This window comes from Vibrio sp. Isolate22, assembly GCF_022398115.1.
GTDB lineage: Bacteria > Pseudomonadota > Gammaproteobacteria > Enterobacterales > Vibrionaceae > Vibrio.
Window position 1 is genome coordinate 91,311 of the sequence record NZ_JAKEUW010000004.1, and the last position, 14,742, is coordinate 106,052.

Genomic DNA, 14,742 nt, shown 5'->3' on the forward strand with positions numbered 1-14,742 from the left:
CTATTGATACGGGGGAGTGAATACTACCATCTAGCGCCAGATTACGCACAATAGGCTGCAAAGATAGTCATTAAATACTCGTTAGTAGCAGTAAATAACGGGACTCTGTAAGCAAAAAAGTGAAATTGTCGAGAATGGCCATTTAATGGTATTGAAAATATCTTTATCTTATGTAATTTTATTGGGTGTTGTTTTAACTAGTTGATTTTTAGTGAAAGCTTGTGTTTTTAGCGTACCTTTTTATAAATAAGTACTTGCTAAAGTTAGTGTTTCAGCACATATTCAACAGAGCTTTTCTTTAGTAATTAAGTTAAGATGTACTCAATGCTGCGATCCACTGTTCCTTTGTCCGATTGTTTCAAACAGATGAAACGACACAGTGGTTGCAGAGCCAATTAATAGTGTGGAGATACAAGTTTGATAAATGTTTTCCTTGTAGATGATCACGAGCTGGTTCGCACAGGGATACGACGTATTATTGAAGACGTCCGTGGAATGAACGTAGCAGGGGAAGCTGAAAGCGGTGAAGATGCTGCAAAATGGTGTCGTACTAACAATACTGACGTTATTTTGATGGATATGAATATGCCTGGTATTGGTGGCTTAGAAGCAACCAAGAAGATCTTGCGTTTCAACCCTGATGTTAAAATCATCGTTTTAACTGTTCATACGGAAAATCCGTTTCCAACTAAAGTGATGCAAGCCGGAGCTGCTGGTTACCTTACTAAAGGTGCAGGTCCGGATGAAATGGTCAATGCAATTCGTGTGGTCAACAGCGGCCAACGATACATTTCACCAGAAATTGCGCAGCAGATGGCTTTGAGCCAATTCTCGCCTGCGTCTGAAAATCCATTCGCAGACTTATCTGAACGTGAACTTCAAATCATGATGATGATTACCAAAGGTCAGAAAGTGACGGATATTTCAGAACAACTCAATCTAAGTCCTAAGACAGTGAATAGTTACCGCTACCGTTTGTTCAGCAAACTGGATATCAGTGGCGATGTAGAGCTAACGCACTTAGCGATTAGACATGGAATGTTAGATACTGAGACCCTTTAACACTGAGATCGTATAGTGACCAACTTGTTTGACTCAGTCTCATTCCTCAAGACAGTAACCGCGCAGCCCGGCGTTTATAGAATGTATAACGCTGAGGCTGTCGTTATTTACGTCGGTAAAGCAAAGAACCTCAAAAAACGCCTTTCTAGTTATTTCCGTAAAAAAGTCGACAGTGAAAAAACACGCGCTTTAGTCAGCAACATCGACAAGATCGATGTCACTGTAACGCACACGGAAACCGAAGCTCTTATCCTTGAGCATAACTACATCAAGCAGTACCTGCCAAAATACAACGTGCTCCTGCGTGATGATAAGTCGTACCCTTATATTTTTATTAGTGGTCACAAGCATCCTCGTTTATCGATGCATCGTGGAGCTAAAAAGAAAAAAGGTGAATACTTTGGTCCTTACCCTGACTCCGGCGCTGTGCGTGAGACGCTACACCTAATCCAAAAAATCTTCCCCGCTCGCCAATGTGAAGACACGGTTTATGCCAACAGAACTCGCCCTTGCTTGATGTATCAGATTGGTCGTTGCGCTGCGCCATGTGTCAGCTCAATCATTTCTGATGAAGAGTATAGCGAACTGGTCGACTATGTTCGTTTGTTCCTGCAAGGAAAAGATAAGTTAGTGCTTGAAACGCTTATCGAGAAGATGGACACAGCAAGCCGTGAGCTCCGCTTTGAGCAAGCTGCGACTTTCCGAGATCAGATCCAAGCGATTCGACGAGTACAAGAGCAGCAATATGTATCTGACGATTCCATGGAAGATATGGATGTGCTTGGCTTTGCACAAGAAAATGGTGTGGCGTGTATTCATATCTTGATGATTCGCCAAGGTAAAGTCTTGGGCAGCCGAAGTCATTTTCCAAAGATCCCAAACAATACAGTGCGTGAAGAGGTTTTCTCTAGCTTCTTAAGCCAGTATTACTTAGCCCATAATGAGGCTAGAACCATTCCAACTCGTTTGATTCTGAATGCGGATTTGATGGAAGACGTCACTCCTATTCAGGAAGCTTTATGTGAAGTGGCGGGTCGTAAGATCCATTTTAATACTAATCCTTCTGGCGTTCGTGGTCGCTACCTTAAGCTATCGAATACCAATGCGTTAACGGCGATTACTACCAAGATTAACCACAAGATGACGATTAATCAGCGTTTCAAAGAGCTTCAAGAAGTGCTGTCGATGGATGCGATTAAGCGCATGGAATGTTTCGATATCAGTCATACCATGGGTGAAAGCACCATCGCATCTTGTGTGGTGTTCAACCAAGAAGGCCCTGTTAAGCCCGAGTATCGTCGTTACAACATCACAGGCATTACCGGTGGTGATGACTATGCAGCAATGGCTCAGGCGCTTGAGAGGCGTTATTCGAAGCAGCTTGATGTTGATAAGATCCCTGACATTATCTTTATCGATGGTGGTAAAGGTCAACTCAACCGCGCTCATGAGATTATCTCTCAATATTGGGGAGATTGGCCGTTCAGACCGAGAATGATGGGTATCGCCAAAGGCGTGACGCGTAAACCTGGTTTAGAAACTCTCATTACCCTTGAAGGTGAAGAGTTTAATTTGCCAAGTGATGCACCAGCCTTGCACCTTATTCAGCATATTCGTGATGAGAGCCATAATCATGCGATTGCAGGGCATAGAGCGAAGCGCGGTAAAACGCGTCGAACCAGTGCCTTGGAAGGAATTGAAGGGATAGGACCCAAGCGTCGCCAAGCTTTGCTGAAATACATGGGTGGCTTACAAGAACTCAAGCGTGCAACTGTTGAAGAAATAGCCAAAGTGCCGGGCATTAGTCATTCTTTGGCAGAAAACATTTATCAAGCATTGAAACAATAGTAAAAATCCCGCACCATTAAAGCGCAATTAATAAGAGCCCAATAATATGCGTTTGAATATACCTAACATTTTGTCCTTACTGAGACTATTTTTGATCCCAGTATTCGTTGTTGTTTTTTACCTACCTTACCAATGGGCTCCTTTTGCTGCTGCGATGGTTTTTTGGGTAGCGGGTTTTACTGATTGGTTAGATGGCATGCTTGCTCGTAAGCTAGGGCAAACATCTCGTTTTGGTGCCTTTATTGACCCAGTCGCAGACAAAGTACTGGTTGCGACGGCTCTTATTTTAATTACCGAGCATTACCACTCAATTTGGGTCACTATCCCAGCTGTGACCATGATAGCTCGCGAGATCATCATCTCTGCACTTCGTGAATGGATGGCTGAAATCGGTAAACGTGCAAGCGTAGCGGTTTCTTGGGTCGGTAAAGTTAAGACGGTTTCTCAGATGTTTGCGTTGTGGGTGCTTATCTGGCGCTATGACGATTGGATGATTTGGGTTGGCTACATTGCTCTCTACGTTGCAACGATTCTAACCTACTGGTCGATGGCACAATACTTAATGGCTGCCAAAGACGATTTGTTAGACGAAAAACACCATTGATGAAGAAGCGAGCTAAGGCTCGCTTTTTTGATCTTTAACCTAAGGTCAAATAATCAATACTGGATATCTAATGTGATATAGATCTCTTTTGAATAGCCGATACACGGTGTGTTTTGCACATAAAGTCAGCTATTTAGCCCGTTTAGTATGAAATCTATTCAAACGAATTAAAAATACAAAAATATTATTGACTCATCCGCTCGAATCCGTAGAATGCATCCCGTACCCAAGAGGATGGCAATGAGCGATTCGATTGGAGTTACTAAGGCGCCTTGGCAGAGTGGCTATGCAGCGGATTGCAAATCCGTGGACCTCGGTTCGACTCCGGGAGGCGCCTCCATTATCTCTCTTGTTTAAGAGAAGAATAATGAAATGCGACACTAGCTCAGCTGGTAGAGCGCAACCTTGCCAAGGTTGAGGTCACGAGTTCGAACCTCGTGTGTCGCTCCAAATTTTGTATGTTGATTGGCGTCAACATAAGATGGTGTTTTACTTTTCAGTAATCGGCATCGCAATAAAGAATTGCGTGCCCTGGTGGTGGAATTGGTAGACACAAGGGATTTAAAATCCCTCGACGTTCGCGTTGTGCCGGTTCAAGTCCGGCCCGGGGCACCATCTACAAGTCTTTATCTCGATAAAGCAAATGCGACACTAGCTCAGCTGGTAGAGCGCAACCTTGCCAAGGTTGAGGTCACGAGTTCGAACCTCGTGTGTCGCTCCAATTTGAAAAGCCCGAACAGAAATGTTCGGGCTTTTTCTATTTCTGCTTTACGGTTTTGTTCCAATCTGATTCTAGGTCACGAGTTGACCCCGTGTCCTAGCCGGCCGCGTCGTTCCAATTTGAAAAAGGCTCGTCAGAAATGACGGGCCTTTTTTGCTTTTGAAACATACTAAAGTAATTTGAGACATCAGGTCACGAGTTGACCCCATGTCCTAGCCGGCCGCGTCGTTCCAATTTGAAAAAGGCTCATCAGAAATGATGAGCCTTTTTCGCATCTGAAACACACTAATGCTATTTGAGACATCAGGTCACGAGTGACCCCGTGTCCTAGCCGGCCGCGTCGCTCCAAATTGAAAAGCCCGAACAGAATGTTCGGGCTTTTTCTATTTCTGCTTTACGGTTTTGTTCCAATCTGATTCTAGGTCACGAGTTGACCCCGTGTACCTAGCCGGCCGCGTCGTTCCAATTTGAAAAATGCTCATCAGAAATGATGAGCCTTTTTCGCATCTGAAACACACTAAAGCTATTTGAGACATCAGGTCACGAGTTGACCCCGTGTACCTAGCAAGCCGCGTCGATCCAAAGTGAGAAACCCGAATCGAAATGTTTGGGCTTTTTGGTTTCTGTCGTCAGCTTATCCATATCAGCATTCTTCTTGTTCGAACCCGTAATCAAACTTCATTTCTATCACTTAGCCTTTAAAAGCGAGATTCCCTATGAGCTCGTCCCTCGCGCTAGGGAATGACGAAGGAGGTTGCAGCTTCAAAGTCTTTTATCAGAGCGTGTTACATTCGCTGACATCCGTGTGAGGAACGAATGGCTCTGGAGCTATTTATCGTAGGCTTATAAGAAAATCGTTGTTTGAGTCTAACTATGTAAAAACTCGCTTGAAGAGATTCCCTATGAACTCGTTCCTCGTACTAGAGAATGACGTGATGCGTGCAGGTGATGCACTTTTCACTCCCTTATCGTGTACTGAACTTTTCTGGTTGCAGTGTAAGGTTCGTTATGAGGTCGCCTCCAGCTCTAAGGAATGATGCAAGCATTAAGCTTTGAACTCCCACTAGTAACATTTGTATACCCACACCGTCATCCTCGGGCGTGAGGGACGAACGAACCGGGGATCTCGCTCTTATGCTCTATATTGGTGATATTTAGAGCAACCCCTAACTCGCTGCGTGTATTAATTAAGCAATTATTAAAAACTATTGATAGTTCGTTTCACTTTATGTTACTTTCCCGCGCAATCTCGGAACGGCCGATGTTCAAAAAGAGCCGCGATTGCTTTCTGGGGGATACGCGTAATGACCATTCTTGCTGATTGGGACATTACGTAGGGTAGGTATCGGCTAGTCCTTTAGCTGATAGACGGGATACTTATGGCGCAGTTCGCCATGCTAATGGGAAACCCAACATTGAACATACTAACTACAACATTGCTAATCAGCTCTGCATTTCCAAAGGGACCAGCTCCTCATAGCTGCCCGATCCTGCAAAAATGTCCAATTCTTCAAAACAGTAGCATTACTGAACCTTGAGCTCGCGCTAACAATTTGTCACTGTCTTAAGGCAGCTTAATTTCGTATTCGTCGTTTGACTTATGCGGGCGTACAGCTATATCTCATTTCTAGACAATATGCGTATTTCATTAAGAACTCTTGTTAATCGAGAGGGCTGGTGTGTATTTGCGTTTGCTGGAGGTGAGTATGAACATATTCAAGGGAATTTTTATGACTACCGCCTTTGAAGTCGATATCAACACTATCGCAAATTCATTTTCAACTATGGTTCCTATCGTAGAGGGTACCTATGACCTAACACCTGATGCTATTTTGCTTGAGCAAGAGCAGCACGAATCAGATGTTCGCTCATACCCAAGACGTCTACCAATTGCTATCAAGCGAGCATGCGGTGCCTTGGTTGAAGATACTCGTGGACAACTATTTTTAGATTGCTTAGCCGGTGCGGGTACACTTTCTTTGGGTTATAACCACCCAGAGATTAACCAAGCACTCAAAGACCAACTCGATTCTGGTTTGCCATACCAAACTCTTGATATCACGACTCAAGCAAAAGAGACGTTTATCAAGCGAGTGAAAGCCTTTCTTCCCCAAGAGTTTTCAAACAACTCAGTGATTCAATTCTGTGGTCCATCCGGTGCAGATGCTGTTGAAGCAGCGATCAAGCTAGCCAAACAAACCACAGGTCGCAATACCATGTTTGCTTTCCGTGGTGCTTACCATGGCATGACCAACGGCACCATGGGCATGATGGGTAACCTAGGTACAAAAGAGCGTCGCAGCGGTTTGATGTCTGACGTGCACTTTATGCCTTTCCCATACAACCTACGTTGCCCGTTTGGCATTGGCGGAGAAGCAGGGGCTAACGCAAGTATTCGTTACATCGAACGCATGTTGAACGATGATGAGTCTGGTATCATGAAGCCAGCTGCAATGATCGTTGAGCCCGTACAGGGTGAGGGCGGTGTGATTCCAGCTCCTGCGTCTTGGCTACAAGGCTTGCGCCGTATCTGTGACGAGCACGGTATCTTACTGATTTTTGATGAAATTCAGTGTGGTGTCGGTAAAACAGGTCATCGATTCGCGTTTGAAGAGTCGGGCGTTAACCCTGATATCTTGTGTCTGTCTAAAGCGATCGGTGGTGGACTCCCGATGTCACTGCTTGTGTTTGATAAGAGTATCGACACTTGGAAAGCGGGCGAGCACACGGGTACTTTCCGTGGTAATCAACTAGCAATGGTATCTGGTGCGAAAGCGTTGGAAATCATTGAGCGTGATAGCTTGGTTGAGCATGCAAAGATTGCCGGCCAATATCTACGTCAAGGTCTAGAAAAAATCCAATCTCGCGTGAACTGTATTGCTGAAGTTCGTGGTAAAGGTCTGATGCTTGGCGCTGAGATCAAGCAACCAAGCGGCGAACTTAATAAATTTGGTGAGCCCAAATCGGATGGCGAACTGACGCTGGCGATCCAACGTGCAGCTCTGGAGCGCGGTTTAATGGTTGAGAAAGGCGGTCGTGACGGCTCAGTGATTCGCTTTCTGCCACCGATGATTATCTCTTTCGAACAGATTGATTTTGCACTGCGCGTGATGGAAGAAGCCATCATTGCGGCTGGTGGCGGTGTTCAAGAACAGCAAGCTTCTGGTGAACAACCAAACCAAGAATGGAATAAGCATTTCATTCACACTGGCCCTCGTGGTAGTGACGAGTTTGCCAACGTGATGAACCAAACTACTCACGTGATGAAAGCGGTTTTTGAGCAGGTTGAAACCCCTTATTCAGGACTTGATCCAAAAGTACTAGAAGCGGCTATCAATGCTGTTGATCTCGATAACCACCAGCACGCTTTGGCTGATGTTGTTGACAGCACTGCTGACCTAGTTGCGGCTAACTCTATCTTTGTGCAACACCCTGACTGTATCGCACACCTTCATACGCCTCCTCTCATGGCATCAGTAGCAGCGGAATCGATCATCGCTGCTCTGAATCAATCAATGGACTCATGGGACCAAGCATCGGCTGCAACGTATGTTGAACAGCGCGTGGTCGATTGGATGTGTGATAAGTACCAATTAGGTGAACAAGCGGACGGCGTTTTCACCAGTGGTGGCACGCAAAGTAACCTAATGGGCTTGTTGCTCGCGAGAGACTGGGTTGCTGATAAGCACAATGGTCACTCAATTCAAAAGTTAGGTCTGCCGGAGTATGCGAGCAAGCTTCGTATCTTGTGTTCAAACAAATCTCACTTCACGGTTCAAAAGTCTGCGTCACTACTTGGCTTAGGCGAGAGTGCGGTGTGCTGTGTTGAGACAAACGCAAACGGCACCATCAAACCAGATTTATTAGATGCAGAAGTGAAAGCGCTAAAAGCGCAAGGGCTGATTCCTTTTGCGGTAGTTGGCACGGCAGGTACAACCGACCACGGTGCTATCGACGACCTTGATGCAATTGCAGACATCGCGAGCCAACAAGGTCTTTGGTTCCATGTCGACAGTGCTTACGGTGGCGCGCTTATCTTGAGTAGCCACAAGGCTCGCTTACAAGGCATTGAAAAAGCAGATTCAGTGAGCGTCGATTTCCACAAGCTTTTCTATCAAACAATCAGCTGCGGCGCCGTGTTGTTGAAAGACAAAACGAACTTTAAGTACCTACTGCATCACGCAGACTACCTAAACCGTGAACACGATGAGCTGCCGAACCTTGTCGATAAATCTATCGCGACAACTAAGCGTTTTGATGCATTGAAAGTCTTCATGACAATGCAGAGCGTGGGGCCAAAGCAATTAGGCGACATGTACGATCATCTTCTTGAGCAAACGCTAGAAGTGGCTGACCTTATTCAAAACCAAGCTGACTTGGACCTGCTCGCGGAGCCGTCATTATCAACAGTGCTGTTCCGATCTACTCCAAATAGCAAGCTGTCAGCAAACGGTGATTTAGATTTAGATAAGCTCAATCAGACACTAAGACTAGAAGCGCTGACTCGTGGCGTTGCGGTACTTGGTGAAACGGTAGTGGATGGTAAAAGCGCGCTTAAATTCACCATCTTGAATCCGTGCTTAAAGACTTCAGATTTCCAATCTCTAATTAACAAAATTCAAACTCTAGCGACAGAGCTAGCAGAACAACAAGGATAATTAATACTATGGCTATTCTACAAATTGGTGCAGGCGGCGTTGGTTGGGTTGTTGCACACAAAGCAGCACAAAATAACGAAGTATTGGGTGATATCACAATCGCTTCTCGTACTATTGCGAAGTGTGAAAAAATCATCGAATCAATAAAAGGTAAGAACAACCTTAAAGATTCAACTAAGAAGCTAGAAGCTCGCGCAGTAGACGCTGATGATGTTGATGCACTTGTTGCTTTGATTAACGAAGTGAAACCAGATCTAGTCATCAACGCAGGTCCTCCCTGGGTAAACATGGCGATCATGGAAGCGTGTTACCAAGCAAAAGTCTCTTACCTAGATACATCGGTAGCGGTTGACCTATGTTCTGAAGGCCAACAAGTACCACAAGCTTACGATTGGCAGTGGGGTTACCGTGAGAAGTTCGCTGAAGCGGGCATCACAGGCATTCTTGGTGCGGGCTTCGATCCAGGTGTGGTTTCAGTATTTGCAGCGCACGCGGTTAAGCACCTATTCGATGAGATCGACACGATCGACGTAATGGATGTAAACGCAGGTGACCACGGTAAGAAGTTTGCGACAAACTTTGACCCAGAAACCAACATGCTTGAGATCCAAGGTGACTCTTTCTACTGGGAAAATGAAGAGTGGAAGCAAGTACCTTGTCACTCTCGTATGCTTGAGTTTGATTTCCCTAACTGTGGCACTCACAAAGTGTACTCAATGGCGCACGATGAAGTTCGTTCAATGAAAGAGTTCATCCCAGCTAAGCGTATCGAGTTCTGGATGGGATTTGGTGATAAGTACCTAAACTACTTCAACTGCATGCGTGATATCGGTCTACTGAGCCCAGATCCGCTAACGTTGCACGACGGTACTGTGGTTCAGCCTCTGCACGTTCTTAAAGCGCTACTGCCAGATCCAACGTCTCTTGCTCCGGGTTACACTGGTTTAACGTGTATCGGTACTTGGGTGCAAGGTAAGAAAGATGGTAAAGAGCGCAGTGTGTTTATCTACAATAATGCCGACCACGAAGTGGCTTACGCAGACGTAGAACACCAAGCGATTTCTTACACTACAGGTGTTCCTGCAATTACCGCTGCACTTCAGTTCTTCCGTGGCGAATGGGCTGATAAAGGTGTATTCAACATGGAACAGCTGAACCCAGACCCGTTCCTAGCAACCATGCCAGAAATTGGTCTAGATTGGCACGTTCAAGAGCTAGAGCCTGGGCAAGGTCTACCTCTAATCCATACTTTGAAGTAATTCTTGCTCTTTGCCCTCGTTGCGTTGTCCATCGTGCTCATTTACATTCGTAAACTCCGCGCGATGTCCTAGCTACAAGGGCAAAGTTCTGCGAATTCCATTCAAAGTCATATGATTGACGAGAACGTATAATTACAAGCCGATGCTGTTGCGTCGGCTTTGTTCGATTATCATGTGCCTTCGTGAACTCGAGGGCCGCAAGGTATTAACATGCAAAACAACGAACTAAAAACGCCTTACTTCATGATCAACGAAGATAAGTTGATTGCGAACTTAGAGAAAGCTAAGCAGCTGAAAGAGATTTCAGGTGTGAAGTTGGTACTGGCACTCAAGTGCTTCTCTACATGGGGGGTATTTGACATCATCAAGCCTTATTTGGACGGCACGACGAGCTCTGGACCATACGAAGTAAAGCTTGGTCACGAAACCTTTGGTGGTGAAACGCACGCATACAGTGTGGGTTACAGCGAAGAAGACGTGAGAGAAGTGGCTGACATTTGTGACAAGATGATCTTCAACTCACAAAGCCAATTGGCCGCTTATCGTCATATCGTTGAAGGCAAGGCGTCATTGGGCTTACGCCTTAACCCTGGTGTGAGCTATGCAGGGCAAGATCTGGCAAACCCAGCGCGTCAGTTTTCTCGTTTAGGTGTTCAAGCGGATCATATCAAGCCTGAGGTTTTTGAAGATATTGACGGTGTTATGTTCCACATGAACTGTGAGAATAAAGACGTTGATGCCTTCATCGGTCTGCTTGATTCAATTTCTGAGCAATTTGGTGAGCACCTAGATAAGTTAGATTGGGTGAGCATGGGCGGTGGCGTATTCTTCACTTGGCCGGGTTATGACATCGAGAAACTGGGCCTTGCGCTAAAAGCCTTCTCTAAAAAACACGGCGTGCAAATGTACCTCGAGCCGGGTGAAGCCATCATCACCAAAACAACAGACTTGGTTGTGACAGTTGTTGATATTGTTGAGAACGTGAAGAAAACGGCGATTGTGGATTCGGCAACCGAAGCACACCGCCTTGATACGCTTATCTACAATGAGCCTGCATCGGTATTAGAAGCCTCTGAAAACGGCAGTCATGATTATGTGATTGGATCATGTTCATGCTTGGCGGGCGATCAGTTCTGCGAGGCGAGCTTTGATGAGCCACTGCAGATTGGTCAAAAGCTTCACTTGTTGGACAGCGCAGGTTACACCATGGTGAAACTGAACTGGTTCAATGGCTTAAAAATGCCTTCAATCTACTGCGAGCGCAGCAATGGTGAAGTACAAAAGCTTAATGAGTTTGGCTATCAAGACTTTAAGCGTTCATTATCACAGTGGTCAGTTAAGTAATTGAGTCGCAGGTTTAGAAAAAAAGAGCAGCCAGGTGCTGCTCTTTTTATTGTTAGGGAGTCATGAATAGTAATAGTAACCACTCACTGCTATTGATTAGCTCTCAACCATTACTCGAGTATCTTCACTGAGAGTTTCGAGCTCATTGACCACGTCATCGATTTGCACTTCAATTGGTAGCTTCACCGCGATCTTAGAAGTAAACAGACTTGAACTGACACCGCCACCACCGGCAATAAATACACGTTGGCAATCCATATCGAGAATATTGATACCTTGTCTATCGAGTACATGAGTGACTTCATTAACGATACCGGCGCGATCGTTAGAATCGAGTCTCAGATGGTGAATGGTATCTTGAACATTATGTGCATGGTCTGAATCAACGAATTGAACAATCAGGTCTGGGTTAGCACTGAATGCCTCTTTAACAATCGATTCATTGATAGCTGGAAGCTGAACCTTGAGCACACCTGCTACTTGGTCTTCAATAAAATTCACTTTACTGATGAGCCACTTGCCGTCGTTTTCATGAGTCACCGCAGCGAGTTGCTTGATCGTCGCAGGTGATGCTTTTCCGATAAAGTTTACGATAAATGTAGTGTTCATATCAGCCCCCAAAGTCTCAATTAATCATTGCTAATTAAATGTTTGATATTAAGCGATAAAGTTCTTTAATTTCAGTGTAGAAGTTTACATCGAACAATGTTTGACCTGCGTCAATTTTTGAAACTAAGCTGCGTCGCAAAAAAAGAGAATGAAGAGTAGGGCACAAAAAAAGCGGCTTAAGAGCCGCTTTTTAGAAAAGTTTTAGTTATTACCGAAAGTAATCAGGTCGTTGTATTAGAAGGTTACTTTAAAGTTCATACCAACAAACTGAGAATCGTATGGTGCGCCAGCATCGTAAGCGAATTTCGCGGCATCTTGGTTATCCCACCAAGGGTTAGTGTTCAGGTTAACTTCTGCGTCACCACCCCATGCATCGCTAACCCAGTAGTGGATATGACCAACAGGGTTTAGGAAGAATAGAGAAACGTCACCCATGGTTTGAGAACCCATCACTTCACCACCTGAAGCAATGATGTCTTGCTCGGTTTCTAGCATTATTTCACCCACAACCGCACCGAAGAAAGGTGTGATGAAAAGGTCTTGCCATGAAGGTACTTCAGCAAATGCTTCTACACCGTATTCCCAGAAGAATGTCGACATCGTCCAAGAGTACATGAAAGATTCAAACTCGTTGTAACCTGCGTGACGTGCAGCTGTGTAGTAAACACCACCAAAATACGGGTGCATCACATAGTTTAGGAAGTGTTCGTCACGGTCCCACACTGGGCCTTCAGATACGTTATCTTTCCACTTTTGACCTAGCTTACTCAAGTCACGTTGGTCATCGTCCCATTTAGTGATACTTTCAGGTAAGAAGGTCATTAAACCAACGGTCGCCACACTTAAGCCAAGAATGGTGTAGGTTTGACCCATTAGGTAATCCCAATCTTTCTCTTCACTTACCAAAAGGTGCTTTGGTTGTTGGATTGAGAAATCATACTCTTCGCTAGATTCGCTCAGTGCGTAATTGGTACTAGGCTTGTAGGTGTACAAGCTATCATTTACACAGTAATCTTGAGCACATTCATCCGAATAAGAAAGGTTGATTGGCTGGTCGAAGTCGTATTGGCTTGCAACCGAGTTAACTGACATTAGCATTGAAAATGCAGCAGTAACCTTTGCTAGTAACGGTGATTTGGCCACAAGGGTCTCCATGAGAAAGTTTAGAATTGATCAGGGTCACAATTATCCATTAAATGCCTGATTTAGGGAACTAATAATTTATCGCTTTTCCTAAGAAAACCTTAGATTTAACATTATTAATATTTGTTAAAAAGCAAAATAGCTCAAACTCAAACATAGACCAGTTTGTAGATAATGCAGCGTCTTTTTATGACTACAAGGGATAGAAACATGACGAAAATCGCAATGTTAAGCACAGGTGAAGAAGTTCTTCACGGAGACATTGTAGACACGAACGCGGCTTGGATGTCAGCTGAGTTTTACCAACATGGTTTTGCTTTGGCTAAACGCTCCACGGTTGGTGACCAAATGAATGCCTTAGTCGAAGAGTTGTTGATGCTGAGCTTTAACTACGATGTGGTTATCGTGAATGGTGGATTAGGCCCGACTACCGATGATATGAGCGCGGCTGCTGCAGCGGCGGCGTCAGAGCAGAAACTAGTCATGTTTCCTGAATGGCTAAAGCGTATGGATGAGATGTTTTCTGGACGTGGCATGCCGATGCCAGACAGCAACCTAAAGCAAGCTTTGCTGCCAGCGAGCTCAGAAATCGTCGATAATCCGGTCGGCACTGCATGTGGCTTTAAGCTGAAGATTAACGATGCGACTTTCTACTTCACGCCGGGCGTACCGAGTGAGTTTAAGCGCATGGTGAGCTTTGAAATCATCCCAGATCTTGCTCGCACTTACCCTCAAGTAGTCGCGTCTGAATGCAGCCGTTTGTTTACCTTTGGTTTATCTGAGTCTGGTATTTCTGATGTTTTGGACCAATTGAAACTGCCTGAAGGTTATGAACTGGGCTATCGTTCTTACCTACCATTTATTGAAGTGAAACTGTTTGGGCCTAAGTCGGACCTAGAAACTCGCGTTAAGCTACTACAAATGGTGTACAAGCTGTTAGAGAGTAACGTTGTCAGTGTTGATGAGCCTATGATCGACCATATCGGTCATATTATGGCGGAAAGAAAGAAAACCTTGTCGGTATCGGAAGTATCAACCAAAGGTGCACTTTCGGCTTGGCTACAATCGAATGAACAAGTTGAAGATTGCTTCGGTCACTCTTGGGTAATGGCAGAGCCAAAAGAGAGCGAGCTTGAAAAGAGCGACCCATTAGCAGCAACGTTTGCTCTGGCTGGCGCGACAAGAGAAAAGTGCGGCACCGAATTAGCCTTAGTCACGGGTAAGTTAGAGGGCAATACCTTTAGTGTTGCTTTATCGAGCGAAGCGGGTGAGTGGGGACAAGTGCTGGAGTTTTACCGCCAATACAAGCGCGAAGATGCACGCACTATCATTAAAACGGTCGCTGCAGACATGCTAAGAAGACATCTAGACAATAAACCTATGTTTGGTGATTACTCGTCAGTAAAACGCGTGAAGGATATGTTTATCCCTTCAGCGATCATCAAGTAAGCCGCTTTTGTCGTTAACCAAGTTCTCTTGAGCCAAGACCTGTTG

General features: G+C 45.0%; 10 protein-coding genes and 4 tRNA genes. 12 read left to right on the forward strand and 2 right to left on the reverse strand.

From position 1 onward, the window contains the following. Positions 1–417: 417 nt before the first annotated feature. The 11 genes from uvrY (at position 418) to nspC (ending at position 11,496) form a co-directional block, all read left to right on the forward strand. A complete protein-coding gene (uvrY, locus tag L1D55_RS04400) occupies positions 418–1,062 on the forward strand; it encodes a UvrY/SirA/GacA family response regulator transcription factor (protein ID WP_004729778.1) in 645 nt (214 codons plus the stop codon). Positions 1,063–1,077: 15 nt separating this feature from the next. Further along, a complete protein-coding gene (gene uvrC, locus L1D55_RS04405) occupies positions 1,078–2,910 on the forward strand; it encodes an excinuclease ABC subunit UvrC (protein WP_345772775.1) in 1,833 nt (610 codons plus the stop codon). 46 nt (positions 2,911–2,956) lie between these two features. After that, positions 2,957–3,514 (forward strand): CDP-diacylglycerol--glycerol-3-phosphate 3-phosphatidyltransferase, encoded by a 558-nt coding sequence (gene pgsA / locus L1D55_RS04410; protein WP_004741263.1) that lies wholly within the window; start codon positions 2,957–2,959, stop codon positions 3,512–3,514. Positions 3,515–3,780: 266 nt separating this feature from the next. Beyond that, a tRNA-Cys gene (locus L1D55_RS04415) sits at positions 3,781–3,854 on the forward strand. 34 nt (positions 3,855–3,888) lie between these two features. Beyond that, positions 3,889–3,964, forward strand: a tRNA-Gly gene (locus tag L1D55_RS04420). Between the two features lie 78 nt (positions 3,965–4,042). Next, positions 4,043–4,129: transfer RNA gene (locus L1D55_RS04425), tRNA-Leu, on the forward strand. A gap of 30 nt (positions 4,130–4,159) precedes the next feature. Next, positions 4,160–4,235 (forward strand) — tRNA-Gly (locus tag L1D55_RS04430). A gap of 902 nt (positions 4,236–5,137) precedes the next feature. After that, positions 5,138–5,272: a hypothetical protein gene (locus L1D55_RS27560; protein WP_275665243.1), complete on the forward strand. Its 135-nt coding sequence runs from the start codon at positions 5,138–5,140 to the stop codon at positions 5,270–5,272. Positions 5,273–5,941: 669 nt separating this feature from the next. Beyond that, a complete protein-coding gene (locus L1D55_RS04435; protein ID WP_239916639.1) occupies positions 5,942–8,893 on the forward strand; it encodes a pyridoxal phosphate-dependent class III aminotransferase in 2,952 nt (983 codons plus the stop codon). A gap of 8 nt (positions 8,894–8,901) precedes the next feature. Beyond that, entirely contained in the window at positions 8,902–10,152 is a 1,251-nt protein-coding gene (locus L1D55_RS04440) for a carboxynorspermidine synthase (RefSeq protein WP_239916640.1), read from the forward strand. Between the two features lie 210 nt (positions 10,153–10,362). Then, complete coding sequence (nspC, locus tag L1D55_RS04445) at positions 10,363–11,496, forward strand: carboxynorspermidine decarboxylase (protein WP_239916641.1); 1,134 nt, start codon at positions 10,363–10,365, stop codon at positions 11,494–11,496. A gap of 96 nt (positions 11,497–11,592) precedes the next feature. Here the strand turns inward: nspC and L1D55_RS04450 are convergent, their stop codons facing one another. Together L1D55_RS04450 and L1D55_RS04455 are read right to left on the reverse strand one after the other, a co-directional pair. Further along, positions 11,593–12,105 carry an ACT domain-containing protein gene (locus tag L1D55_RS04450; RefSeq protein WP_239916642.1) on the reverse strand — a complete coding sequence of 171 codons (513 nt, stop codon included), beginning with the start codon at positions 12,103–12,105 and terminating at the stop codon, positions 11,593–11,595. Positions 12,106–12,339: 234 nt separating this feature from the next. Further along, a complete protein-coding gene (locus tag L1D55_RS04455; RefSeq protein WP_128160093.1) occupies positions 12,340–13,248 on the reverse strand; it encodes a DUF3943 domain-containing protein in 909 nt (302 codons plus the stop codon). 210 nt (positions 13,249–13,458) lie between these two features. Between L1D55_RS04455 and L1D55_RS04460 the strand changes: the two genes are divergently transcribed. After that, on the forward strand, positions 13,459–14,697 hold the full coding sequence (locus L1D55_RS04460; RefSeq protein WP_239916643.1) for a CinA family nicotinamide mononucleotide deamidase-related protein: 1,239 nt from the start codon (positions 13,459–13,461) through the stop codon (positions 14,695–14,697). The last annotated feature ends 45 nt before the right edge of the window (positions 14,698–14,742 follow it).

What these genes read in the sequence shown, in the direction of transcription:
- pgsA (WP_004741263.1), top strand. Translation starts at nt 2,957, where the DNA reads ATGCGTTTGAATATACCTAACATTTTGTCCTTACTGAGACTATTTTTG.
- L1D55_RS27560 (WP_275665243.1), top strand. Translation starts at nt 5,138, where the DNA reads ATGAACTCGTTCCTCGTACTAGAGAATGACGTGATGCGTGCAGGTGAT.
- L1D55_RS04435 (WP_239916639.1), top strand. Translation starts at nt 5,942, where the DNA reads ATGAACATATTCAAGGGAATTTTTATGACTACCGCCTTTGAAGTCGAT.
- L1D55_RS04440 (WP_239916640.1), top strand. Translation starts at nt 8,902, where the DNA reads ATGGCTATTCTACAAATTGGTGCAGGCGGCGTTGGTTGGGTTGTTGCA.
- nspC (WP_239916641.1), top strand. Translation starts at nt 10,363, where the DNA reads ATGCAAAACAACGAACTAAAAACGCCTTACTTCATGATCAACGAAGAT.
- L1D55_RS04450 (WP_239916642.1), bottom strand. Translation starts at nt 12,105, where the DNA reads ATGAACACTACATTTATCGTAAACTTTATCGGAAAAGCATCACCTGCG.
- L1D55_RS04460 (WP_239916643.1), top strand. Translation starts at nt 13,459, where the DNA reads ATGACGAAAATCGCAATGTTAAGCACAGGTGAAGAAGTTCTTCACGGA.